Raw genomic sequence first — 22,009 nt, 5'->3', positions numbered from 1 at the left:
CTGACGGCGCTTGACGCTGTGAATACGCCCTTTGGAAGATGCTGTGCTCCCAACCTGGCCTGCAAAGACCCCCTTGTCCACACTGCCGCCCCTCGTGGAGCGCCCACCGATGCTGGTGTCGGCGCCAGAACCCGACCTGCATCGTGGCGTGCTTGAGCGCATCAACGCCGGCTTCTGCGTGATCCAGGTGCTGTTCGAGGGTGATCGTGCGGTCGACTATTGTTTCATCGAAGTCAACGACGCGTTCGAGCGCCACACTGGGCTGAAGGACGCGCGTGGCAAGTGCATGACTGCGCTGGAACCCAACCACGAGCAGGACTGGTTCCGTATCTATGGCGAAGTCGCACGCAGCGGCCGCCCCGCTCAGTTCGAGATGGAAGCCCGTGCGCTGGGCCGCTCGTTCGCGGTCGACGCGGTGCGGGTGGGGCGGCCGGGAGAAGACAAGGTCGGCATCCTGTTCTTCGACATCACCGCGCGCAAGCAGATGGAAGTGGAGCTGGGCGAAAGCGAAGCCCGTTTCAGCGCGCTGGCAGACGGCCTGCCGATGCCGGTGTGGGTGCTCGATGAGCGCGGCCATGCGCGTTTCGTCAACAGTGCCTTCAGCGAGTTCTTCGGTGGTGATGAAACGCGTGTGCCGGAAGATGTCTGGCGCGGTCTCGTGCATCCGGATGACGCGTCCGTGTTCGAATACGAACTGCAGGAAGCGCTGAAGGCGCAGCGTTCGATGCACGCGCTGGTGCGTGCGCGGCGCGCGGATGGCCAGTGGCGCTGGCTGGAGATGAACGCCCGCCCGCGTTTTTCGCGGATGGGCCGCTTCATCGGCCTGGCCGGCAGCAGTCCGGATGTCACCGAACGACGCGAAATTGAACTGGCCCGCGAGGAGCTGCTGCAGTCCGAGCGTGCCGCGCGCAGCGCTGCGGAGAACATGGCGCGGCTGAAGGACGAGTTCCTGGCCACGCTGTCGCATGAACTGCGTACGCCGCTGACCACCATCCTGGGCTGGAGCGAACTGCTGCTGCAGCGCGTGGACAACACCAGTCCGCTGTACAAGGGCCTGAACGTGATCGCCAACAGCGCCGGTGCGCAGAAGCGGCTGATCTCGGACATGCTCGACCTGAGCAGCATGCTGCTGGGCAAGGTGCAGCTGGAGGTGGAGATACTGGACCTGCGCGACCTGCTGAGCGAAGCCATCGGCGCGCAGGAGCTGGTCGCCGAAGGCAAGGCGCTGGATGTGAGCCTGCTGCTGCCGGAACAGCCGTGCCTGGTGCTGGGCGATGCCACCCGCCTGCAGCAGGTGTTGTGGAACCTGCTGTCCAATGCGATCAAGTTCACCCCGGCCGAAGGACGCGTCGACCTGCAGCTGCAGGCCGATGGCAATCACTGGGTGATCACCGTGCGCGACACCGGCGACGGCATCGCGCCCGAATTCCTCAACCATCTGTTCAGCCGCTTCCGGCAGGCTGATGGCACCACCACGCGCCGTCATGGCGGTCTCGGCCTGGGCCTGGCGATCGTGCAGCAGCTGGTCGAACTGCATGGCGGCACGGTCACTGCCGCCAGCGAAGGGCATGGCCATGGCGCCACCTTCACCGTGCGCCTGCCCCAGCACCTGCCGGATGCAGAGCGCCGACCGCTGCGCGAAGTGATCAGTGGGCCGATCCTGGAGCCGGTGGTCGTCGAACCCTATCCGCTGCGCGGCATGCACGTGCTGGCGGTGGAGGATCAGCCGGAAGTGCTGGAATACCTGCGCCGCATGCTGGAAGAGCAGGGCGCCACCGTAGCGGCGGCCAGCTCGGCCGGCGAAGCGCTGGCACTGCTGGCCGACACCGGCCACCTGCAGTACCACGTGCTGCTGACCGACATCGGCATGCCGGGCATGGATGGCTATGGGCTGGTGCGCACCTTGCGCGAGGACATGGGCGTGGACGCGGCGACCTTGCCTGCGGTGGCGGTGACTGCACTGGCGCGTGCCGACGACCGCCGCCGCGCGCTGGCCTCGGGCTTCCAGGAGCACGTCGCCAAGCCGTACTCGGTAGCGCAGCTGGTGGCTGCCGTGCGCAAGGTGCAGGTGGCGCGCGCGGACAGCGCGCTGCACTGAGCATTCACGGCCGATCGGCGACCCTGCAGTCAGGAGGTCGCCGATGTCCCGCATAGCTCCACGTATCCACACCGATCCGGCGCAGATCGCGCGCCTGGAAGCCCTGCTGCCGCAGCTGGATGGCGAAACGCAGGTGGAACTGATTCTGCACGATGGCCGCCGCCTGCTCGGCACGGTGGCCGTGAGGCCAACTGTGCAGCAATACCGCAACGCCGCGGGTGATGAAGGCAGCAACGGCCAGTTGCGCCTGGATGACTACGACACGCCGGTGCAGCAGCACCATGTGTGGCTGGATGAGATCGCCAGTATCAACCGCCTGCCACCCAAGGCGCCTTGATCCGATGTAGAGCCGAGCCCACGCTCGGCTCTGCCGCCGCCCGAGCGTGGGCTCGGGCGCTACAGATGTGTCAGTGCTCGAACAGGGTCGGCGTCGCCTCGAACCGGCGTGCGTACGCCCGCTCCTCTGCAACCCTCGCCACCTCGTCATCGGCCAGGTCCGGTGCCCCATAGACGGCGTAGGCAACGCTGCCGTCGGCGCCATGACCGACCTGGTGCAGCCGGTAGCGTGAGTGGCCGCCGCCGGTGTCCTCGGGGTAATGCACGGGCGGATGGCTGCCTTCCAGGTCCATTTCACTGTTGTCGACCACGCCACCGACGAACAAGGCTCGCATGCAGGTTCTCCTGGGTTTCCGGGGGAGCCTCTACCCTGAACGTTTCAATGTTGCTGGCAGATCAAAGCCCCGTTCGGGTTTCGCAAAGCGGCTGCCGGGGCCGGCCCGGTCAAGCCGGTACAATGGACGGCCCTCACGCTTGAAGTACCCGCGCCGATGGCCTCCAGCGACGACGCCCCCCTGCAGACCCTGTTCCTGCCGTTTTCACAAGGTGCCCTGCGCTGGCCGGAAGGTCCGGTGGCCTTCCTGCGGGCCCGCGACGGCTGGCCGCTGCGCGAAGCGGCCGGCAACCGCGAGGTGCACTGTGAACAGAGCTTCGCCCCGTTCGCGCAGCCGCTGCAGCAGGCCGCCGGCTGGACCGTCAGCGGCCAGCTGGATGATGTGGCCGGCAAGGGCCGCTACCCGTTGGTGCTGGTGCTGCCGCCGCGCCAGCGCGAAGAGGCTCGTGCGTTGTTTGCGCGCGCGCTGGCGCTGGTCGCCGACGGTGGCCGCATCGTCGCCTGCCAGTCCAACAACGAAGGCGCGCGCTCCGGCGAAGGCGACCTCAAGCAGTTGGCCGGCCTCGGCGGCAGCCTGACCAAGAACCATTGCCGCGTGTACTGGACCGCCCCACTGCAGGGCCAGCACGACGCTGACCTGGCCAAGCGCTGGTCGGCACTGGACGCGGTGCGCCCGATCGTCGGCGGCCGTTTCCTCAGTCGTCCGGGCGTGTTCGCCTGGGATCGCATCGACCCGGCGTCGGCACTGTTGGCCGAGCACCTGCCGGCCGAGCTGGCCGGGCGTGCTGCCGACCTGGGCGCTGGCTACGGTTACCTGTCACGCGAACTGCTGGAGCGTTGCCCGAAGATCACCGCGCTGGACCTGTACGAAGCCGAGCAGCGCGCACTGGCGCTGGCCGAGCTGAACCTGGCGCCGCCGCCGCGCCCGCTGCCGCTGCGCTTCCTGTGGCGCGACGTCACCGCCGGCATCGAGCCGGGCTACGACGTCATCATCAGCAACCCGCCGTTCCACACCCCATCGCGTGCCGACCGCCCGGACATCGGCCAGCGCTTCATTGCCGTGGCTGCGCAGGCGCTGCGCCCGGGCGGGCGCCTGTACGTGGTGGCCAATCGCCACCTGCCGTACGAGCACACCCTCAACGACAGCTTCGGCGCGGTGCGCGTGGTCGCCGAGCGCGACGGCTTCAAGCTGGTTGAAGCGGTGAAGGGGAAAGGCAAGTGAAACTGGTCAAGCACATTGCCAATCTGGGCTATGGCAGCCGCAAGCAGGTGCAGTGGATGTTCCGCGAAGGCCGCATCACCGACGCCGACGGCGAGGTACTGTACGCCGACGACCAGGTGCCGCACGAGGTGATCCGGGTTGATGGCGAGCCGCTGGACCCGCCGGTGGGCCTGTCGATCGCGCTGCACAAGCCGGCTGGCTACACCTGTTCGACCAAGGACACCGGGCGCCTGATCTACGACCTGTTGCCGCCGCGCTTCCGCGACCGCGATCCGGTGCTGTCCACGGTGGGCCGCCTCGACCGCGAGACCAGCGGCCTGCTGCTGCTGACCGACGATGGCAGCCTGCTGCACCGGATCATCTCGCCGAAGTCGAAGCTGCCGAAAGTCTATGAGGTCGAATTGAGCGAGGACCTGCGCGGCGACGAGGTGGCGCTGTTCGCCAGCGGCACGCTGATGCTGGAGTCCGAGAAGACGCCCCTGCTGCCGGCTGAACTGGAAGTGCTGGATGCGCGTCGCGCGCGCCTGGTGCTGCACGAAGGCCGCTACCATCAGGTACGCCGCATGTTCGCCGCCACCGGCAACCACGTGCAGGCCCTGCACCGCAGTCGTGTTGGCGGGCTGGACCTGCAGGGACTGGACGAGGGGCAATGGCGGCAGCTCACTTCCACCGACCTGGATACGCTGTTCGCTCCATGACCACCATCGCTGCGCTGCCGTTCCTCCCCGACGCCGTCATCTTCGACATGGACGGCCTGATGATCGACAGCGAGCGCGTCTCGCTGGCCTGCTGGAGCGAGGCCGCCGACGAATTCGCACTGGGCCTGGACGAGGCAGTGTTCCTGCGCATGGTCGGCCTCGGCGACCGGGATTCGCACGCGCTGCTGCGTGCGCAGGGTATCGAGGACAGCGTGATCGAGGCGGTCGCTGCACGCTGCCACGAACTGTACGAAGGACGCACACAGACCGGCCTGCCGTTGCGTCCGGGCATCCTGGAACTGCTGGAGCTGCTGAAGGCGCACGCGGTACCGCGCGCGGTGGCCACCACCACGCGGCAGCCGCGTGCCAACCGCAAGCTGGCGGCGGCCGGACTGCTGCCGTATTTCGACGCGGTGATCACCAGTGGCGACGTGGCGCGGCCGAAACCGGCACCGGACATCTACCTGCTGGCCGCGCAGCGACTGGGCCAGGTGCCTGGGCGCTGCCTGGCGCTGGAAGACTCACCCGCTGGCACGCGCGCGGCATTGGCCGCTGGCATGACCGTGATCCAGGTACCGGACCTGGTGCATCCTGACGAAGAGCTGCGCGCGCTTGGCCATCGCATTGTCGGTTCGCTGGTGGATGCGCACGCGTTGCTGCTGCCGCTGCTGCCGAAATAAGCGGTAGGTGCCGACCGTTAGCCGGCACTGAGCCGAGCATGGCTCGGCTCTACATCTATTGGTGGGTGCCGACCGTTGGTCGGCACACCTGCCCCCATCACACCCGCCCGAACACCAGCGCGGCGTTGGTGCCACCGAAGCCGAAGCTGTTGGACATCACCGTGTCCAGCGTCTGCGCGCGGCTTTCGCGCAGGATCGGGAAGCTCTCCACCTTCGGGTCCAGTTCGCCGATGTTGGCCGAACCGGCAACGAAGCCATCGCGCATCATCAGCAGGCAGTAGATCGCCTCGTGCACGCTGGCCGCACCCAGCGAATGGCCGGACAGCGCCTTGGTCGAGGACAGCGGCGGCACCGCATCGCCGAACACTTCGCGGATGGCGTTGAGCTCGGTGACGTCGCCCAGCGGCGTGGAGGTGCCGTGGGTGTTGAGGTAATCCAGCGGGCGATCGACGCCCTGCAGTGCCATCTTCATGCAGCGCACCGCGCCTTCACCGGACGGGGCGACCATGTCGGCGCCGTCGGAGGTCACGCCATAGCCGATCAGTTCGGCATGGATGCGCGCGCCGCGCGCAACGGCGTGGTCGTAGTCCTCCAGCACCAGCATGCCACCACCGCCGGCGATGACGAAGCCGTCGCGGTCCTTGTCGTACGGGCGCGAGGCGCTGGCCGGGGTCTCGTTGAAGCTGGTCGACAGCGCGCCCATTGCATCGAACATCACGCTCATCGACCAGTGCAGGTCTTCGCCGCCACCGGCGAACATGATGTCCTGCGCGCCATGGCGGATCATGTCCGCGGCGGCGCCGATGCAGTGCGCCGAGGTCGCGCAGGCGGCCGACAACGAATAGCTGACGCCCTTGATCTGGTAGGCGGTGGCCAGGCAGGCCGAGACCGTCGAGCACATCGTGCGCGGCACCATGTACGGGCCGACCTTGCGCACACCACGTTCGCGCAGCAGGTCGACCGCGCCGATCTGCCATTCGCTGGAGCCGCCACCGGAACCGGCGATCAGGCCGGTGCGCAGGCTGCTGACCTGCTCGGCGCTGAGCCCGGCATCGGCGATGGCATCGCGCATGGCCAGGTAGGCGAAGGCCGCCGCGTCGCTCATGAAGCGCTTCTGCTTGCGGTCGATCAGCGCCTCCAGATCGAGGTCGACACGACCGCCGACCTGGCTGCGCAGGCCCGCTTCGGCGTGGTCGGCCAGGGCGGTGATGCCCGAGCGCCCTTCGCGCAGCGCGGCCGAAACGGTATCCAGATCATTGCCGAGGCAGGAGGTGATGCCCATGCCGGTGATGACGACGCGACGCATCAGAAGCTCCCGGTTTCGGTGAACAGGCCGACGCGCAGGTCGCGGGCGCTGTAGATTTCGCGATCATCCACGTACATGCGGGCATCGGACTGGGCCATCACCAGCTTGCGGTTGATGACCCGGCTGATGTCGATCTCGTAGCGTACGAGCTTGGCGTCCGGCAGTACCTGGCCGGTGAACTTCACCTCGCCACAGCCCAGCGCGCGGCCCTTGCCGGGGGCGCCCAGCCAGGTCAGGAAGAAGCCGGTCAGCTGCCACATGGCATCCAGGCCCAGGCAGCCTGGCATCACCGGGTCGCCGATGAAGTGGCAGCCGAAGAACCACAGGTCCGGGCGGATATCCAGCTCGGCGCGTACCATGCCCTTGCCGTGCGGTCCGCCGTCCTCGTGGATGTCGGTGATGCGGTCGAACATCAGCATCGGATCGTTGGGCAAACGGCCGGCGGCGGTGCCGAACAGTTCACCGCGTGCGCTGGCCAGCAGCTGTTCGCGGTTGAACGCGTGGAGACGGGTCATGAAGCACAATCCTGGAAGCGGGGAAACAGGGAAACAAGCGTTCGAGGATGCCCGTGGAAACTGCGCCGATCAAACATTTCAACCGTACGCAACCGTAGTGTTTTCAATGGAATACGCGCATCCTGTTGATGTGCAACGACCATACTTCGGCGTGTGGCCCGTTCGGCACGCCCCCGCCCTTTCCGCCTGACATGACCCGACTGCGCAAGATCATCCACGTCGACATGGACGCGTTCTACGCGTCGGTGGAGCAGCGCGACGATCCGTCACTGCGCGGCAAGCCGGTGGTTGTGGCATGGCGCGGCGCGCGCTCGGTGGTGTGTGCGGCGTCCTACGAGGCACGCGTGTTCGGCGTGCGTTCGGCGATGCCGGCGCTGCGCGCCGAACGCCTGTGTCCGGACGCGATCTTCGTGCCGCCTGACTTTGCACGTTACAAGGCGGTGTCACGCCAGGTGCGCGAGATCTTCCTGCGCCACACCGACCTGGTCGAGCCGTTGTCGCTGGACGAGGCCTACCTGGACGTGACCGAGCCGAAGAGCGGCATCGAACTGGCCACCGACATCGCCCGCACCATCCGTGCGCAGATCCGTGAGGAGACGAACCTGACCGCTTCAGCCGGGATCGCGCCGAACAAGTTCCTGGCCAAGATCGCTTCGGACTGGCGCAAGCCCGATGGCCAGTTCGTGATTCCACCGCAGCGGGTGGACGCGTTCCTGCAGCCGTTGCCGGTGAACCGGGTGCCCGGCGTCGGCAAGGTGATGGAAGGAAAACTTGCCGCGCGCGGCATCGCCACCTGCGGCGATCTGCGGCAATGGGCATTGACCGATCTGGAAGAGGCGTTCGGCAGTTTCGGCCGCAGCCTGTACAACCGCGCACGCGGCGTCGACGAGCGGCCGGTGGAACCGGACCAGCAGGTACAGTCGATCTCCTCGGAGGACACCTTTGCCGAGGACCTGCTGCTGGAAGACCTGGGCGAGGCGATCGTGCAACTGGCGGAGAAGACCTGGAAGGCCACGCGCAAGACCGAGCGCGTCGGCCACACCGTGGTGCTGAAGCTGAAGACCGCGCAGTTCCGCATCCTCACCCGCAGCTTCACCCCGGAGCGCCCGCCGGAATCGATGGAAGAACTGCGCGACATCGCGCTGGCCCTGCGCGCCCGCGTCGACCTGCCGGCGGAGACCCGTTACCGCCTGGTCGGCGTCGGCCTGGGTGGCTTCCGCGAAAAGGAACCGGTGGTGCAGGGGGAATTGTTCGAGCACTGATCATTGCCGTGCCGACCAACGGTCGGCACCCACCAACAGCAGCAGGTTCCATCAGCAGCAGGAAACTGTCGAAGGCGGGGTGGGGCCGGTTGCGGGGGCGTGAGCCGCATGGATGCGGCGACCGAGCTTACATGGACGTACTTGCAGCGTCCCCCGCAACCGGACCCACCTCGCCATCCCACGGATAGCCAGCTGTTGCTGTTGCTTCGGCTGTTGCCGTTGCATTGAGCAGGTGCAGGGCGCAGCCCTGCAAAAGAAAACTCCCTACCTCATGGCCACTGCATCTCGCCCTTGGCCACCTTCGCGCTCAGCTCCAGCGATGCGACGCCATCCAGCTTCGGGTAGCGCGACTGCATTGCCTGCACCAGCGCCGCACTGTCCTTCGCCTTTGCCGCTTCGATATCGAACGTGCGGATGTAGTCCGCAGTGAAGCGCAGTGCACTGGCATCCAGCGCCGCACCTGGCGCGTAATGCCCCGGCACCACCACCTTCGGCTTCAGCGCCTGCAGCTGCTGCAGGGTCTGCAGCCAGTCGGCATGTGACTTCGGCGTCTGCGTGTCGGCCATCCACACGTGCTCGCCCGCCACCACCGGAATGCCACCGACGATCGCGCGCAGCGACGGCACCCACAGCACGGTGCGGTCCGGGGTCGGTCCGTCCAGGCCGATCAGCGGCAGGCGCTGGCCTTCCAGTTGCAGGGCATCGCCCTCCAGCACCTGCGGCAGCACGATGCGCGCGGGCACGTCGGCAGCCATCTTCGGGCCCCAGTAGGCCAGCTTGCCGGCCTGTGTCTGCTGGATGTGGGCAACGGTCTGCGCGGTAGCGACGATGCGCGCCTGCGGGAACGCATCCTGCAGCGTGGCCAGGCCGAAGTAGTAGTCCGGATCGCCGTGGCTGATATAGATCGTGGTCAACTGCTTGCCGCTGGCGCGGATCAGCTCGACCAGTTTGCGCGCGTCGCTGGCACCGAACTGCGCATTGACCAGGATCGCGTCGTGGCGGCCTTCGATCAGCACCGAGGACACCGAGAACATTGCCTGCGGGCCGGGATGGAAGGTCTGCAGGTGCAGTTGGGATTTCGTCGCGGTGGTCGGCGCCGCGGTGGCCGGTGCGGCCAGCAGCGGCGCACTGGTGAAAGTGGCGGCCAGGGCGAGGGGAAGCAGCAGGGCAGCGGTACGCATGGGAATTCCTTGTCTAGAGCCGGGCCAATGCCCGGCTGCATGTTCGCGTAGAGCCGAGCGCGGGCTATGCCGGGCGTCCTTGCCCGGCCCCCTACGGGCCGTCGCAAGCGATGTTGGCAACGGCTCCTGCCGTTGCCTTCGGCTCTACAGGGAGGTAGCGCCGGGCCATGCCCGGCGGACGGCATGATCAATACGCTGCCGTGATGATCTGCTTCGGGTACTTGTGCGCTTCCAGCTCGGCGACGAACGCGGCGCCGTAGTCGGCATAACTGATGCGGCTGTGCCCGCTGGCGTCGGCCAGGAACGCCTTGGGCTGCACGCGGTAATGGCCACGCTCTTCGCCCGGGCCGATTTCGGCGGCCGGCGAGAAGAAGGTCCAGTCCAGGTCGTCCACCGCCTGCAGTCGATTGAAGGCTTCTCGATGGGCCAGCGCGTATGGCTTGTAGGCCTCCGGGAAGGTGGGGGTATCGACCAGCTGCACGCCGGGTGCGACTTCCAGGCTGCCGGCACCGCCGACCACCACCAGGCGCGGTACACCGGCCTTGCGCGCGGCCGCGGCCAGCTGTGCGGCCACCTCGCCGACGCGGCCGATGTCATCGCCCGGGCGTGGGCCGTAGGCGCTGGCCAGCACGTCGTGGCCGGCGATGGCGGCGACCAGCGCGTCCTGGTCATCCAGCGAGGCGACCACCGGATGGGCGCCGGCCAGTTCGGCCGGAAGATCCTGCGCGCTGCGCACGATGACAGTGAGTTCGTGGCCGTTCGCCAGCGCGTGGCGGGCGATCTGGCGGCCGATGTTGCCGGTGGAACCGACGAGGGCGATCTTCATGGCAGGACTCCGTGGGGCGGTGTGGGGGGGACGCGGCCACTGTAGGCCGCTGCAGTCGCTCGAAAAACAGCGTATAACGCGCTTGTTTGTTGCATGGATCGAGCATATGGACCGATTGACCGCCATGACCGTGTTCGTCGAGGTGGCCGAGCGCGGCAGCCTGACCGCAGCGGCAGAGGTGCTGGACATGTCACGGGCGATGGTCAGCCGTTACCTGGCCGAGGTCGAGGGTTGGCTGGGCGCGCGCCTGCTGCACCGGACCACACGGCGGGTCAGCCTGACCGGCCCCGGCGAAGCGGCGCTGGCGCGCTTCCGGCAGATGCTGGCGATAAGTGAGGAACTGCAGGGCGAGCTGGCCAGCGATGATCCCGAACCGCACGGCACGCTGCGGGTGACCGCCAGCGTGTCGTTCGGGCAGAGCCACCTGGCACGAGCGGTGGCCGGTTTCGTCGCGCGCCATCCTGCCGCGCGCATCGAACTGCTGCTGGTCGACCGCACCGTGAACCTGGTGGAGGAACGGGTGGACCTGGCCGTGCGCATCGCGCGCCAGATCGATCCCAGCCTGATCGCACGGCGGCTGGCGACCTGCCGCTCGGTGCTGTGCGCGACGCCGTCCTACCTGGAGGCGCGCGGTACGCCAACCGCTCCCGAACACCTGGCCGCGCACAATTGCCTGACCCACCACTACGTCGGCAAGAGCCTGTGGCAGCTGCACCGCGATGGCCGTTCGCTGTCGGTGGCTGTGGGCGGCAACATCAGTGCCAACGAGGCATCGCTGCTGCTGGAGGCGGTGCGGGCCGGTGCCGGTATCGCCATGCTGCCGACCTACCAGGTGGCGCCGATGCTGCGCAGTGGCGAACTGGTCGAATTGCTGCCCGAATTCAGTCTGGACGAGCTCGGCATTCATGCCGTGTACGCATCACGGCGACAGCAGCCCGCTATCATGCGGCGATTCCTGGACTTCCTGGGCGAGTGCTTCGCCGGCCCGGCCTTCCAGGATCTGGATTGGCGCCCGCCGGGCACGGAGGACACATGAACCATGGACAGGCCTTGATCGACCACAACCGTGCTGCCTGGGACCGCCAGGCCAGTGAAGCGCGCGAATGGTCGCGCCCGGTGGAAAGCTCAACGATTGCTGCCGCGCGCGCAGGCCGCTGGCAGGTGCACCTGACGCCGCGCGCGTTGCCGCTGGACTGGATGGGCGACGTGCGCGGCCGTCGCATCCTGTGCCTGGCCTCGGGTGGTGGCCAACAGGCACCGGTGCTTGCTGCCGCTGGCGCCGATGTCACCGTGTTCGACCTCTCCGACGGGCAGCTTGAACAGGACCGCGCGGTCGCCGCGCGCGATGGCCTGCAGCTGCGCACCGTGCAGGGTGACATGCGCGACCTGCACGTGTTTGCCAATGACAGTTTCGATGTGGTGTTCCACCCGATCTCGAACCTCTACGTCCCTGACGTGCGCCCGGTATGGACTGAATGCCGCCGCGTGCTGGCGCGCGATGGCATGCTGATGGCCAGTTTCTACAATCCGGTGCTGTTCGTGGGTGCGCGCGATCCGCAGCTGGATGCACAGGGCCTGATCCGTCCGCAGTACGCCATTCCCTATTCGGACCTGGAAGACCTGCCGCAAGCCGAACGCGAGGCGAAGCTGGCCCGTGGCGACGCATTGACCTTTGGCCACAGCCTGACCGAGCTGATTGGTGGCCAGCTGGATGCCGGCTTCGTCATTGATCGCTTCATGGAAGACTGGCAGCCGCGGCCGCGCTTCCTGATCGACCGTTATCTTCCCACCTTCCTGGCCACCCGAGCGCGCCGGATCGGTTGAGGCGGATCGGCGCGGAAACCAGCGGCGTACAATGGGGGGCCCACGTCGTGCAGGTGCCGTTCCTTGTCGTATCCCTATCCACTGGTCGTGTTCGACCTTGATGGCACGCTGGTCGACAGCGCAGCTGATATCGCCGAAGCGCTGAACCGCACGCTGGAGGACATCGGCATGGCACGCGTGCCGGAAGCCACCGTGCTCGGCTGGATCGGCGACGGTGTGCGCCGCCTGGTCGAACAGGCCGTGCATGCGGCAGGCCGCGAGGTCGACCTGGCCGAAGTGATGCCGGTGTTCATGGTGCACTACCGTGAATGCCTGCTGCGCAGCCCGCGCCTGTTCGATGGCGTGGCCGACGCACTGGCGCAGCTGCGCGCGCGCGACGTGCCACTGGCGATCTGCACCAACAAGCCCGAAGCACTGGTGCCGCCGCTGCTGCAGCACCTGGGCATTGGTGATGCGTTCGCGCTGATACTGGGCGGTGATTCGCTGCCGCAGCGCAAGCCCAGTGGCGAACCGCTGCGGCACATCGCCGCGCATTTCGCGCTGCCGGTGGAGGCGTGTCTGATGGTGGGAGATTCGTTGACCGACTACCGCGCCGCCGAAGATGCGGGCATGCCGATCGCGCTGGTGCGCTACGGCTATCCGCGCGGCCTGGACCTGGGCAGCGCGCACGCGGTGGCAGTGATCGACGACCTGCGTGAGTTGCCGGGGTTGGCCGCGGGCGTTCGGGCGTAGAGCCGAGCCCACGCTCGGCTGCTTCATTGCGTGAGCCGAGCATGGGCTCGGCTCTACAGTAGATCGACGCCATGCGTCGATGGCATCAGGAGGCGCCGGGCGATGCCCGGCGCGCGCCTTCATTTCGGCTGGTAACGCACGCTCAGCTGGTACTCGCGGCCGGGCTGGTTGAACCACGCCACGGTCTCGTAGCGGCGATCGAACACATTGGCGGCACGCGCCAGCAGCGTCCACGACGGCGTCAGCGCGTACTCGGCGCGCAGGTCCAGCGTACCGTAACCCGCCACCTTCACCGCGTTGGCGGCATCGTCATAGCGCTTGCCCGCTCCCTGAACCGTCAGGCCTGCGCGGAAGGCCCCGAAACGTCGATCGAGGTCCAGGCGTGCGGTCTGCTGCGCGCGGCGCGGCAGCCAGTTGTCGAACTGGGTGCTGCCATGGGTACGGTTGCGCGGGTCGGTGTAGCTGAGCTGTGCGTTGATGTCGAAGCCGGCTAGCAGCACGCCACCGGTCAGTTCGGCACCGCGGATGCGGGCCTTCTCCACCTGCTGCATCCTGAAGGTCGCCGCATCGTAGGTAATCAGATCATCGATGCGGGTTTCATATACGTCCAGGCCCCAGTGCCAGCCCTGCCCCTGCTGCGAAACGCCCAGGTTGGCGCTCTTGGACTTCTCCGGGTTCAACGTCGGCACGCCGCTCCACGGGTCGTACAGATCGCTGAAGGTCGGCGCCTTGAACGCGGTGCCATAGCTGGCGTTGAGGCGCAGGCCGTGGCCCAGTTCCATCGCCCAGCCGGCGCTGCCGGTGGCGTGGTTGCCGAACTGCTGGTTGTCGTCGTTGCGTGCGCTGACCTGCAGCTGGTGGCGGCCGAAGCGGCCCTGGTACTGCACGAACACGCCGGTGTTGCGACGGCTGTCGACGAGGTACCCGGCGCTGCTGCCATCCAGGTTGTCTTCGCTCCAGTCCACGCCGGTGCTCAGCAGCTGGCCTTCGGCCATGCCGAAGTCGCCCTGCAGCGAGGCGCTGTCACGATGGGTCTGGGCGCTGCCACGGGCATCGAAGTCGCCGAAGTTGTCCGACTCGTTGTCACTGCGGCCGACATTGGCGGTGAACGCCAGGCGTTCGGACGGGGTGTAGCGCAGCTTGCCGGACAGCACCTGCTGGCGGGTTTCCGAATAGTTGTAGTAGCCGTCGTAGTGGTTCTTTCCGTCGGCACGCAATGCACTGCCTTCCACGGTCCATTGGTCGTTGAAGGTGTAGCCACCGCGCAGGCTCTTGGACAGGTTGCGGTAGCCGTCGCGGTCATGCTCGTCGGCAAAGCAGCCCGCGGTGAACACCGAGGAGGAGCCGCGGCAGGCATCGATGCCATCGGAATGCTGGTAGGCGATGTCAGCGCCGAACCAGCCGCGTTCGGTCCCGCCGCCGATCCCGCCGCTGGCTTCGCGCAGGCCGTTGCTGCCGCCACCGAGCTGGAAGTGCGGGGCGAAATCACCCTGGTTGCGGCGGGTGAAGATCTGGATCACGCCACCGATGGCGTCCGCGCCGTACAGGCTGGACTGCGGGCCACGCACGATCTCCACGCGCTCGATCTGTGCCAGCGGCAGGTCCTGGTACATCGCCAGGCCGAGGTCGGCGCTGTTGATGCGCACGCCATCGACCAGCACCACGGTGTGGCCGGAGTTGGTGCCGCGCAGGAACAGCGAGCTCTGCTTGCCCAAGCCGCCGGCATTGGTCAGGTTGATGCCGGCGCGGCCGCGCAGCAGTTCCTGCAGCGAGGTGGCCTGGCTGGATTCGATCTGCGCGCGGTCGATCACCTGGGCCGGCGCGATGCTGTCCTGCAGGGCGATCGGGGTGCGGGTCGCAGTGACCAGGATCTGGTCGAGCGCGGTGGTGTCATTGGCGGCCTGGGCCAGCGCGGGCAGGGCGGCCAGCACGGCCAGGGACAACATTCGGGACTGCAGCTTCATGGGGGACTCCAGGTGCCACGCACGCCCGCGTGGCGAAGGGGAGGAGCCGCGAAGGCAGGCACGCGCCGATGCCGCAGCGCACGCCACGGTCATCCAGCGCCATGCCCACCGCATCGCGACCTGAGGCTTCCGGGCCGGTCTCCGGGCTTGCCGCCGGGCGGCGCGAGGCCGCCGTCCAGGCGCCTTCCCATGCCTGAGGCACAGTGGCAGTGTTGCCCGGAACTGACGTGCTTACCGTTGCGGGGGCAGCGCCGGCCTGGCGTGGAATCACGCGTCACCGGCTTCCCGTTTCAACCTGCCGGCCGTGGCCGCAGGTCACCTGGAAGTGCGCGCAGTCTACGGCATCGCAGGCACTCCCGTTGCGTCGCGCCTGCTCGACTGCCTTTGCTGTGCCCTTAGAATGGTCCCTCGATCCCGTGGTGCCGTTGCCGATGTCCGCCCGTTTTCCGCTGTCCCCGCGTTGCCTGTACGGAACGCACGCATGATCCTCGACCTGGTCCGCCATGCCGGCAACGGTCGCGATGAGTTCCTCGATGGCCGCAGCGACCCACCGCAGCTGGCCCGCCTGCCGCAGGAACTGGTCGACGCCTACGCCGCGCAGCCCTGGGAGCGGGTGATCAGTTCGCCGCGGCTGCGCGCGCTGCACACGGCAATGGCGCTGGCCACGCCGCGCGGGCTGGACGTGGAAGCGGACGAGGAATGGGAAGAACTGGATTTCGGCGATTGGGACGGGCGGTCGCTGTTCGACCTGCCGGAGGATGCACTGGCTGCCTTCCATGCTGACCCGCATGCGTTCCCGCCGCCGAACGGCGAAAGCTGGGGCCACTTCGAGCGGCGCATCGCGCGCGCGCTGGATCGCCTGCTCGATGATGACGATCCGGTGCCGACGCTGGTGGTCAGCCATGGCGGCCCGCTGCGCATGGTGCTGTCGAAGGTCTGCGGCCTGCCGATGTCGCTGTGCTGGGCGCTGCGCATCGACCATGGCACGCGCCTGCGTGTGTGGCTGGAGCGCGGTGAGGCCGGGCTGGTGGGCGAATTGCTGGAACTGCAGCAGCCCTGAGCTGCTCTTGTAGAGCCGAGCCATGCTCGGCTGCACTTCGATCAGAAAGGCCAGCCGAGCGTGGGCTCGGCTCTACAGGAGGGCGCGGCTCAATCCTCGTCCGCGCGCTCGGTCACGCTGTCTTCCGCCTCATCGTCGGCATCGAAGCGCTGCTCATGCACCGGGCCCGACGCCGGGCCGGCCGCCTTCAGCGGATGCGCGGCGATGCGCGCTTCATAGTCCTGTACCAGCGCATCGCGCTGCGGCTCGCTCAGTTCCTGCCAGTGGCAGTCCAACAACGCACCCTCCAGCGAGTACAGCAGGTTCAGGCTGGGCTTGAAGCCGGCACGCTTGACCTTGACGAAGGCACCGACCGCTCCGATCGCGACCAGGTCGTCGCGGCTGCGCAGGCCGACCTGGCGCAGCCAGGCCGCGCTCTTGGGGCCGATGTTGCGCAGCTTGGGTGCGTTCATCCCAGCGCCTCGACGAACACGCGGGCGATGGCTTCCAGGCCGGCCTGGTCGTCGGCATCGAAGCGGCCCACCTTCGGGCTGTCGATGTCGAACACGCCGATCAGTTCATCGCCGCGCAGCAGCGGCACCACCAGCTCCGAACGCGAGGCCGAATCACAGGCGATGTGGCCGGGGAAGGCGTCGACATCCTCCACGCGCTGGGTGACCCGCTGGCTGGCGGCGGCACCGCACACGCCCTTGTCCAGCGGGATGCGCACGCAGGCCGGCAGGCCCTGGAACGGGCCGACCACCAGTTCCTTGCCATCGTACAGGTAGAAACCCACCCAGTTCAGGTCGGGCAGGGCGTGGTAGACCAGTGCGGAGAGGTTGGCCGCGTTGGCGATGCGGTCGGACTCGGCGTAGACCAGGCCACGGGCCTGTTCCAGCAGCTGGGCGTATTGTTCCGGCTTGCTGCCGGTGAGCGAGGCATTGGCGAACATGCCCGCAGTCTAGCAAGCGCGACGGGCCGGCGATAATGCACGCTCTGTTGCCCTGTTGGAGCCAATCGATGCCGTTGCCTGCCACGCTGCCGCCCGCCCTGTTCGTTACCGGCACCGACACCGAAATCGGCAAGACCGCGGCCAGCACTGCGCTGCTGCATGCGCTGCGCCGGCGCGGCCTGCGTGCGGTCGGCATGAAGCCGGTGGCCAGTGGCAGCGAAGACCTGGGGCAGGGCCTGCGCAACGAGGACGCGCTGGCACTGCAGGCGGCCAGCTGGCCGGTGCCGGACTATGCCGACCTGAACCCGTATGCGCTGCGGCAGCCGCTGGCACCGGAGCTGGCGGCGGCCGAGGACGGCGTGCAGGTGGAACTGGCGCCGATCGTGGCCGCGTTCGCGCGACTGCGCGCGCAGGCCGATATCGTGGTGGTGGAGGGGGTTGGCGGTTGGCTGGCGCCGGTTTCGGCCACGCTGGACCAGCTCGACCTGGTGCGTGCGCTGCAGCTGCCGGTGCTGCTGGTGGTGGGCATGCGGCTTGGCTGCGTCAACCATGCGCGGTTGACTGCGCAATCACTGCAGGCCAGCGGCGTGGACCGCCTGGGCTGGATCGGCAACCACATTGATCCTGCGATGCAGCGCCAGGACGAGAACATCGCCACGCTGCAGCAGCGCCTGCCGATGCCGTGCTGGGGACGGCTGCCGCATCTGCCGGGGGCGGATGGTGACGCGTTGAGCGCGCATCTGTTCGACGACCTGGGGTAGTGCCGGCCGCTGGCCGGCAACCTCGATGAATCACGTCCATGCAGTTGCCGGCCAGCGGCCGGCACTACCGTGCTGCAGCCGCCAGCTCCCGCGCAATCGCACCCAGCCGCTCCACCGCACCGATGAAGCGCGCATCCAGGCTCTGGCAGCACGACAGCCGCAGGCAGTGGCGGTAGCGTGCGCCGCGCGAGTACACCTGGCCCGGCATGAACACGATGTCCTCCAGCAGCGCTCGCTCGAACAGCTCGCGCGTGTCCACGCCCGGCAGTTCCAGCCACAGCAGGAAGCCGCCCTGCGGTTCGGTGGCGCGGGTGCCGGCCGGGAAGTGTTCGGCCACCAGCTGGCGCAGCCGCCCGACCTGTTCGCGGTACAGGCGGCGCATGCGGTGCAGATGGTGCTCGTAGCTGCCTGCTTCCAGATACGCGGCCACCGCATCGCCGAGCAGCTGCGGCTCGCCGCCGGTGGACTGGAACTTCAGCAGTGCGATGCGCTCTGCGAAGCGGCCGCCATCCAGCCAGCCGATGCGGTAATCCGGCGCCAGTGTCTTTGAGAAGCCACCGACCACCATCACCCAGCCATCGCGATCGAAGGCTTTCAGCAAGGGTGCCGGTGGTTCGCAGAACTGCAGCTCGGCGTACACCGCATCCTCGATCAGCGGCAGCTGCCGTGCGTTGACCAGCTCGGCCAGGCGTTGTTTGGCGGCGGTCGGCATGGTGCAGCCGAGCGGGTTGTGCACGGTCGGCATCACCACCAGTGCGGCCAGCGGCCTGTGCTCCAGCAGCGCATCCAGTGCATCCACGTCCAGTCCGTGCTGCGGGTGGGTGGGCAACTCGATGGCCTGCAGGCCGAGGTTGGCCAGCAACGGATACAGGTTGAAGTAGGACGGCGCCTCGATGCCCACCGCGTCACCGGGCTGGGTGACCGCGCGCAACGCCAGCTGCAGGGCTTCCATCGCACCATGGGTCAGCAGGAGTCGCTCGGCGTGGGTGTGCAGTCCCATGCGCGGACTGCGGCGCACGATCTGTGCCAGCAGCCGGGGGGAGCCGTTGGGTCTCGCATAGGTCTCCACCGTCTGCTGGCCGTGGCGCAGCACCTGCGCGGTATGCCGGGCCAGCTGCGCGCCGGGATAGAACTGGCGACCACGTGGGCCGGCGAAGGCCAGATCGACCACACCCGGGCGGCGCTGTGCTTCCAGTACCCGGGCCATCAGGACCTGCTGCAGCGGCGCGGTGGGCGCGGATGGGGTGTCGCGCAGCGAACGCTCCGGCACCGACAGCCGCGGCGCGACTTCGAAGCCCGCCTTCGGCCGCGGAATCACCAGTCCGGCGTCCTCCAGCTGGCGATAGGCGGCAATCACCGTGTTCAGGCTGAGCCTGCGCTGCAGGGCCATCTGTCGCAGCGAGGGCAGGCGGCTGCCTACTGGAAGCCGGCCGCCGTGGATGGCCTCGGCCAGTTCGTCGGACAGCCGTTGGTAGCGGGGTGGGATCATCGCGCTCTGGTCATCTGTATCCATCGAATTTCCCGCCATCTGGTGCTGTACCCATGATGAGGGCGAGCCTAGCATGTCGTTGTCGGCCGGGCCTGATCGGGGCACGGCCGATACTTCCCAAACGCACGGCTGGATGGCCGTGCGTCTTTTTTTGTGTGTAGAGCCGAGCCCATGCTCGGCTGCACTTCCGCCAACAGCAGCCGAGCGTGGGCTCGGCTCTACAGAGAGCATCGCCGAGCGTCGGTAAGCCCAAGGGGGAATGCCGGCTACCGCATCGGCGCCAGCGCCGCCTCGCGCCGGTACAGCGCCGGGAACTGCTTGCCCAGCGCCGCAAGCTTCGGTGCGTCGTAGTAGCGGATGTAGGCCGCCTGCGGGTAGTTGGTCATGTAGTTCTGGTGGTAGCTTTCGGCCGGGTAGAAGCGCTGGCCGCTGACCAGCTGGGTGACGATCGGTGCGCGGAAGCTGCCGGCCTGGCCGAGCTGGGCGATGTAGGCGCGGCTGGCTGCCTGCTGGCGGGCGTCATCGGTGAAGATTGCCGATCGATACTGGCTGCCGTGGTCCGGCCCCTGGCGGTTGAGCTGGGTCGGGTCGTGCACCACCGAGAAGAACACCTGCATCAACTGCCCGTAGCTGACCTGGCGCGGGTCGTAGTCGATCTTCACTGCTTCGGCGTGGCCGGTCTGGCCGCTGCTGACCCGCTCGTAACGCGCGTCGGCGGCGCTGCCGCCGATGTAGCCGGACACCGCATTGCTCACGCCCTTGACGTGCTGGAACACGCCCTGCACGCCCCAGAAGCAACCGCCGGCGAACACCACGCTGGCGTGGGTCGCGTCATCGCGGAACGCCGCATCGCCCGTGGGTGCCGGTACTGCCTGGGTCTGCGCGCTGGCTTCGACCGGCGCCGCAGCCGCGCCGTGGTCGACCAGCAGCACACCGGCGATCAATGCGGTGGCCACCAGTCCGGCGACACCGGCGGCGATGCCCTGTTCAAAGGAGAGTTTCATCATGTCCTCCCGTTTCAACCAAAAGTGAAGGCATAGGCCTGCACGCCCGCATCGAGGAATTCGATCTCGAAGCGGTGCGGACCGACCGTGCCGCGCTGGCGCACCAGCTGGTACAGGCGGTGCTCGTCGACCACGCCACTGCCATCGGCGCCGACATCACTACCGGCATCGGCGGCAGGCAGCGCCTTGCCATCCAGCCAGACGCGGAAGCGCACCGGCCTGCCGTCGCGGCTGGGCGCCAGCACCAGGTGCAGGTCGCGCGCATGGAACTGGAAGGCAATGCGGCCACCGGCCCGCTGCAGCTCTGCGGCCTCGTCGGTAATGGTCCAGTGGCCGGACAGTCCCCACTGGTTCAACGCCAGGGTGGTCGGCAGCGTGTAGTCGAACGCGCTGTCGCTGCGCTGTCCGCCGGGTGAGGCGAACTGCTCGGCACGGGCGTGGCCGAGGTAGGTTTCCGGCGAGCGCAGGTTGCCCATGTCGGCCTGCACGGCCACGCCCTTCAGGTCGGCGGCAGCGGGATCGGCCGGTGGCGGCAGGTTCGTCTGCCCGGCTTCGGTCAGCAGGCGACGGATCATCTGTTCCGAACGCGCATAGTTGCCTTCGCCGAACTGGTGGCCGCGGATGTTGCCCTGCGCATCAACGAAGTACTGCGCCGGCCAGTAGCGGTTGTTGAACGCGCGCCAGATCGTGTACTGGTTGTCGAGCGCCACCGGGTACTCGACCTTCAGCTGCTGCACCGCCTTCATCACGTTGCGCGGGTCACGCTCGAAGGCGAACTCCGGCGTGTGCACGCCGATCACCACCAAGCCGTGGTCGCGGTAGCGGCGCTCCCATTCGTGAACGAACGGCATCGCACGCAGGCAGTTGATGCAGGAGTAGGTCCAGAAATCGACCAGCACGACCTTGCCGCGCAGCTGCTGGGCCGTCAGCGGTGGGCTGTTGAGCCAGCCGGTGGCGCCGTCCAGCGCGGGCAGGGTGCCTTCCACCGGCAGCGGTGCATCGGCTGCGGCGTTGGCACCGGCCATCATCATCATCGGCGGTGCCGCCGGCTGCGCGCCGGGTACCGCATCCAGCAGGCCCTGCTCGATGCGTGCGGTGCTGACCGTCGAAAGACGGGTGAGCAGGCCGGTATCCCAGCCCAGACCAATCGCCACCACCGCCAGCAGCGCGGCCACGCCCAGCACCTTGCGCAGTGCGTCGCCGAGACCAAGCCGCGCCTGCAGTGCGCGGAACACGCGGCCGCCCACCCACACCGCCAGTGCCAGCGCGGTGATCGCGCCCAGCGCATACGCCAGCAGCAGCGTGCTGGTGCCGACGCTGGCGCCATGCAGGGCGGCACCGGTCAGCACCAGGCCGAGGATCGGCCCCGCGCAGGGCGCCCACAGCAGGCCGGTGGCGATGCCGATCAGCAGCGAGGTCCACGCGCCGCCGCGCCCAGCGGCATCCGCGGCATCGGCGCGCGCGCTCAGACGGGCACCCACGCGCTGGAACGGCGCCAGCAGATGGTCGGCCAGTCGTGGCCACAGCAGGGCGACCGCGAACAGTGCCATCAGCAGCAGGGCGATCCAGCGCCCGACCTGGTTGGCCTGTGCCACCCATTGGCTGCCCACCGCGGCCAGGCTGGCAACCACGGTGAAGGTGAGCGCCATGCCCAGCAGCAATGGCAGCGTGCTGCGCAGGAAGGGACGGTCGGCACGCGCGAACACGAACGGCAGCACCGGCAGGATGCAGGGACTGAGCAGGGTCAGCGCGCCCCCCAGATAGGCAAGCAGCAACAGCAGCATCG

22 protein-coding genes and 1 riboswitch are annotated in these 22,009 nt (G+C 68.0%); of the genes, 11 read left to right on the top strand and 11 right to left on the bottom strand.

Annotation, left to right across the window (positions count from 1 at the left end):
• The first annotated feature begins 109 nt into the window (after positions 1-109).
• Positions 110-2,098 carry a hybrid sensor histidine kinase/response regulator gene (locus AC5P6A_RS11665; protein ID WP_111102066.1) on the top strand — a complete coding sequence of 663 codons (1,989 nt, stop codon included), beginning with the start codon at positions 110-112 and terminating at the stop codon, positions 2,096-2,098.
• A gap of 43 nt (positions 2,099-2,141) precedes the next feature.
• The gene (locus AC5P6A_RS11660) at positions 2,142-2,435 is read left to right on the top strand and encodes a DUF3247 family protein (protein ID WP_019660923.1); all 294 of its coding nucleotides are present in this window, start codon (positions 2,142-2,144) and stop codon (positions 2,433-2,435) included.
• Positions 2,436-2,505: 70 nt separating this feature from the next.
• Here the strand turns inward: AC5P6A_RS11660 and AC5P6A_RS11655 are convergent, their stop codons facing one another.
• Positions 2,506-2,769: a hypothetical protein gene (locus tag AC5P6A_RS11655; protein WP_005407925.1), complete on the bottom strand. Its 264-nt coding sequence runs from the start codon at positions 2,767-2,769 to the stop codon at positions 2,506-2,508.
• A gap of 156 nt (positions 2,770-2,925) precedes the next feature.
• On the opposite strand from AC5P6A_RS11655, the gene AC5P6A_RS11650 reads away from it, so the two are divergent.
• From AC5P6A_RS11650 to AC5P6A_RS11640, 3 genes are read left to right on the top strand one after another with little or no spacing between them, the layout of a single operon-like run.
• Positions 2,926-3,990 (top strand): class I SAM-dependent methyltransferase, encoded by a 1,065-nt coding sequence (locus tag AC5P6A_RS11650; protein ID WP_019660924.1) that lies wholly within the window; start codon positions 2,926-2,928, stop codon positions 3,988-3,990.
• Complete coding sequence (locus AC5P6A_RS11645) at positions 3,987-4,688, top strand: pseudouridine synthase (protein ID WP_019660925.1); 702 nt, start codon at positions 3,987-3,989, stop codon at positions 4,686-4,688. Before AC5P6A_RS11650 ends, AC5P6A_RS11645 begins: the two co-directional genes overlap by 4 nt.
• Complete coding sequence (locus tag AC5P6A_RS11640; RefSeq protein ID WP_021204381.1) at positions 4,685-5,368, top strand: HAD family hydrolase; 684 nt, start codon at positions 4,685-4,687, stop codon at positions 5,366-5,368. The genes AC5P6A_RS11645 and AC5P6A_RS11640 overlap by 4 nt, the downstream gene beginning before the upstream one ends.
• 97 nt (positions 5,369-5,465) lie before the next feature.
• On the opposite strand, the gene fabB is transcribed toward AC5P6A_RS11640, so the two are convergent.
• The gene (gene fabB, locus AC5P6A_RS11635) at positions 5,466-6,674 is read right to left on the bottom strand and encodes a beta-ketoacyl-ACP synthase I (protein WP_019660927.1); all 1,209 of its coding nucleotides are present in this window, start codon (positions 6,672-6,674) and stop codon (positions 5,466-5,468) included.
• Entirely contained in the window at positions 6,674-7,189 is a 516-nt protein-coding gene (fabA, locus tag AC5P6A_RS11630) for a 3-hydroxyacyl-[acyl-carrier-protein] dehydratase FabA (protein ID WP_014035851.1), read from the bottom strand. The genes fabB and fabA overlap by 1 nt, the downstream gene beginning before the upstream one ends.
• A gap of 191 nt (positions 7,190-7,380) precedes the next feature.
• On the opposite strand from fabA, the gene dinB reads away from it, so the two are divergent.
• A complete protein-coding gene (dinB, locus tag AC5P6A_RS11625; protein ID WP_134734979.1) occupies positions 7,381-8,451 on the top strand; it encodes a DNA polymerase IV in 1,071 nt (356 codons plus the stop codon).
• Positions 8,452-8,720: 269 nt separating this feature from the next.
• Here dinB and AC5P6A_RS11620 read toward each other — a convergent pair whose 3' ends face one another.
• A complete protein-coding gene (locus tag AC5P6A_RS11620; protein WP_111097721.1) occupies positions 8,721-9,632 on the bottom strand; it encodes an MBL fold metallo-hydrolase in 912 nt (303 codons plus the stop codon).
• Positions 9,633-9,819: 187 nt separating this feature from the next.
• Entirely contained in the window at positions 9,820-10,458 is a 639-nt protein-coding gene (locus AC5P6A_RS11615; protein WP_111097720.1) for an NAD(P)-dependent oxidoreductase, read from the bottom strand.
• Positions 10,459-10,564: 106 nt separating this feature from the next.
• Here AC5P6A_RS11615 and AC5P6A_RS11610 point away from each other — a divergent pair, with 106 nt between their 5' ends.
• From AC5P6A_RS11610 to gph, 3 genes are all read left to right on the top strand, one after another.
• The gene (locus AC5P6A_RS11610; protein ID WP_019660931.1) at positions 10,565-11,494 is read left to right on the top strand and encodes a LysR family transcriptional regulator; all 930 of its coding nucleotides are present in this window, start codon (positions 10,565-10,567) and stop codon (positions 11,492-11,494) included.
• Positions 11,491-12,282 carry a class I SAM-dependent methyltransferase gene (locus AC5P6A_RS11605; RefSeq protein ID WP_019660932.1) on the top strand — a complete coding sequence of 264 codons (792 nt, stop codon included), beginning with the start codon at positions 11,491-11,493 and terminating at the stop codon, positions 12,280-12,282. The genes AC5P6A_RS11610 and AC5P6A_RS11605 overlap by 4 nt, the downstream gene beginning before the upstream one ends.
• A gap of 63 nt (positions 12,283-12,345) precedes the next feature.
• Entirely contained in the window at positions 12,346-13,014 is a 669-nt protein-coding gene (gph, locus tag AC5P6A_RS11600; RefSeq protein ID WP_019660933.1) for a phosphoglycolate phosphatase, read from the top strand.
• 119 nt (positions 13,015-13,133) lie between these two features.
• Here the strand turns inward: gph and btuB are convergent, their stop codons facing one another.
• Entirely contained in the window at positions 13,134-14,978 is a 1,845-nt protein-coding gene (btuB, locus tag AC5P6A_RS11595; protein WP_346714948.1) for a TonB-dependent vitamin B12 receptor, read from the bottom strand.
• A 115-nt stretch (positions 14,979-15,093) separates the two neighbouring features.
• Positions 15,094-15,316: riboswitch (cobalamin riboswitch) on the bottom strand.
• A 143-nt stretch (positions 15,317-15,459) separates the two neighbouring features.
• On the opposite strand from btuB, the gene AC5P6A_RS11590 reads away from it, so the two are divergent.
• Positions 15,460-16,038: a histidine phosphatase family protein gene (locus tag AC5P6A_RS11590; protein ID WP_180877016.1), complete on the top strand. Its 579-nt coding sequence runs from the start codon at positions 15,460-15,462 to the stop codon at positions 16,036-16,038.
• Positions 16,039-16,127: 89 nt separating this feature from the next.
• Here the strand turns inward: AC5P6A_RS11590 and AC5P6A_RS11585 are convergent, their stop codons facing one another.
• Together AC5P6A_RS11585 and AC5P6A_RS11580 are read right to left on the bottom strand one after the other, a co-directional pair.
• Positions 16,128-16,490, bottom strand: a complete 363-nt coding sequence (locus AC5P6A_RS11585) for a TfoX/Sxy family protein (RefSeq protein WP_134731081.1) — start codon at positions 16,488-16,490, stop codon at positions 16,128-16,130.
• Positions 16,487-16,969, bottom strand: a complete 483-nt coding sequence (locus AC5P6A_RS11580) for a GAF domain-containing protein (protein WP_005407940.1) — start codon at positions 16,967-16,969, stop codon at positions 16,487-16,489. Before AC5P6A_RS11580 ends, AC5P6A_RS11585 begins: the two co-directional genes overlap by 4 nt.
• 68 nt (positions 16,970-17,037) lie before the next feature.
• On the opposite strand from AC5P6A_RS11580, the gene bioD reads away from it, so the two are divergent.
• Positions 17,038-17,730 (top strand): dethiobiotin synthase, encoded by a 693-nt coding sequence (bioD, locus tag AC5P6A_RS11575; protein ID WP_180877017.1) that lies wholly within the window; start codon positions 17,038-17,040, stop codon positions 17,728-17,730.
• A gap of 64 nt (positions 17,731-17,794) precedes the next feature.
• On the opposite strand, the gene AC5P6A_RS11570 is transcribed toward bioD, so the two are convergent.
• The 3 genes from AC5P6A_RS11570 to AC5P6A_RS11560 form a co-directional block, all read right to left on the bottom strand.
• Positions 17,795-19,243 carry an aminotransferase-like domain-containing protein gene (locus AC5P6A_RS11570; RefSeq protein ID WP_171953376.1) on the bottom strand — a complete coding sequence of 483 codons (1,449 nt, stop codon included), beginning with the start codon at positions 19,241-19,243 and terminating at the stop codon, positions 17,795-17,797.
• A gap of 242 nt (positions 19,244-19,485) precedes the next feature.
• Complete coding sequence (msrA, locus tag AC5P6A_RS11565; RefSeq protein ID WP_164144244.1) at positions 19,486-20,223, bottom strand: peptide-methionine (S)-S-oxide reductase MsrA; 738 nt, start codon at positions 20,221-20,223, stop codon at positions 19,486-19,488.
• A 14-nt stretch (positions 20,224-20,237) separates the two neighbouring features.
• Positions 20,238-22,007 carry a redoxin family protein gene (locus AC5P6A_RS11560; RefSeq protein ID WP_180877024.1) on the bottom strand — a complete coding sequence of 590 codons (1,770 nt, stop codon included), beginning with the start codon at positions 22,005-22,007 and terminating at the stop codon, positions 20,238-20,240.
• Positions 22,008-22,009 lie beyond the last annotated feature (2 nt).

It is taken from the genome of Stenotrophomonas sp. YJH_SMC_20 (genome assembly GCF_059367845.1).
The sequence above is the reverse complement of the archived record's forward strand: the minus strand, read 5'-3'. Positions and strand labels throughout refer to the sequence as shown.

Bases quoted from the DNA above. Each gene is read 5' to 3' on its own strand.
- AC5P6A_RS11665 (WP_111102066.1), top strand. From the start codon at position 110: ATGCTGGTGTCGGCGCCAGAACCCGACCTGCATCGTGGCGTGCTTGAG.
- AC5P6A_RS11660 (WP_019660923.1), top strand. From the start codon at position 2,142: ATGTCCCGCATAGCTCCACGTATCCACACCGATCCGGCGCAGATCGCG.
- AC5P6A_RS11655 (WP_005407925.1), bottom strand. From the start codon at position 2,769: ATGCGAGCCTTGTTCGTCGGTGGCGTGGTCGACAACAGTGAAATGGAC.
- AC5P6A_RS11650 (WP_019660924.1), top strand. From the start codon at position 2,926: ATGGCCTCCAGCGACGACGCCCCCCTGCAGACCCTGTTCCTGCCGTTT.
- AC5P6A_RS11640 (WP_021204381.1), top strand. From the start codon at position 4,685: ATGACCACCATCGCTGCGCTGCCGTTCCTCCCCGACGCCGTCATCTTC.
- fabB (WP_019660927.1), bottom strand. From the start codon at position 6,674: ATGCGTCGCGTCGTCATCACCGGCATGGGCATCACCTCCTGCCTCGGC.
- fabA (WP_014035851.1), bottom strand. From the start codon at position 7,189: ATGACCCGTCTCCACGCGTTCAACCGCGAACAGCTGCTGGCCAGCGCA.
- dinB (WP_134734979.1), top strand. From the start codon at position 7,381: ATGACCCGACTGCGCAAGATCATCCACGTCGACATGGACGCGTTCTAC.
- AC5P6A_RS11620 (WP_111097721.1), bottom strand. From the start codon at position 9,632: ATGCGTACCGCTGCCCTGCTGCTTCCCCTCGCCCTGGCCGCCACTTTC.
- AC5P6A_RS11615 (WP_111097720.1), bottom strand. From the start codon at position 10,458: ATGAAGATCGCCCTCGTCGGTTCCACCGGCAACATCGGCCGCCAGATC.
- AC5P6A_RS11610 (WP_019660931.1), top strand. From the start codon at position 10,565: ATGGACCGATTGACCGCCATGACCGTGTTCGTCGAGGTGGCCGAGCGC.
- AC5P6A_RS11605 (WP_019660932.1), top strand. From the start codon at position 11,491: ATGAACCATGGACAGGCCTTGATCGACCACAACCGTGCTGCCTGGGAC.
- btuB (WP_346714948.1), bottom strand. From the start codon at position 14,978: ATGAAGCTGCAGTCCCGAATGTTGTCCCTGGCCGTGCTGGCCGCCCTG.
- AC5P6A_RS11590 (WP_180877016.1), top strand. From the start codon at position 15,460: ATGATCCTCGACCTGGTCCGCCATGCCGGCAACGGTCGCGATGAGTTC.
- AC5P6A_RS11585 (WP_134731081.1), bottom strand. From the start codon at position 16,490: ATGAACGCACCCAAGCTGCGCAACATCGGCCCCAAGAGCGCGGCCTGG.
- AC5P6A_RS11580 (WP_005407940.1), bottom strand. From the start codon at position 16,969: ATGTTCGCCAATGCCTCGCTCACCGGCAGCAAGCCGGAACAATACGCC.
- bioD (WP_180877017.1), top strand. From the start codon at position 17,038: ATGCCGTTGCCTGCCACGCTGCCGCCCGCCCTGTTCGTTACCGGCACC.
- AC5P6A_RS11570 (WP_171953376.1), bottom strand. From the start codon at position 19,243: ATGGATACAGATGACCAGAGCGCGATGATCCCACCCCGCTACCAACGG.
- msrA (WP_164144244.1), bottom strand. From the start codon at position 20,223: ATGAAACTCTCCTTTGAACAGGGCATCGCCGCCGGTGTCGCCGGACTG.
- AC5P6A_RS11560 (WP_180877024.1), bottom strand. From the start codon at position 22,007: ATGCTGCTGTTGCTGCTTGCCTATCTGGGGGGCGCGCTGACCCTGCTC.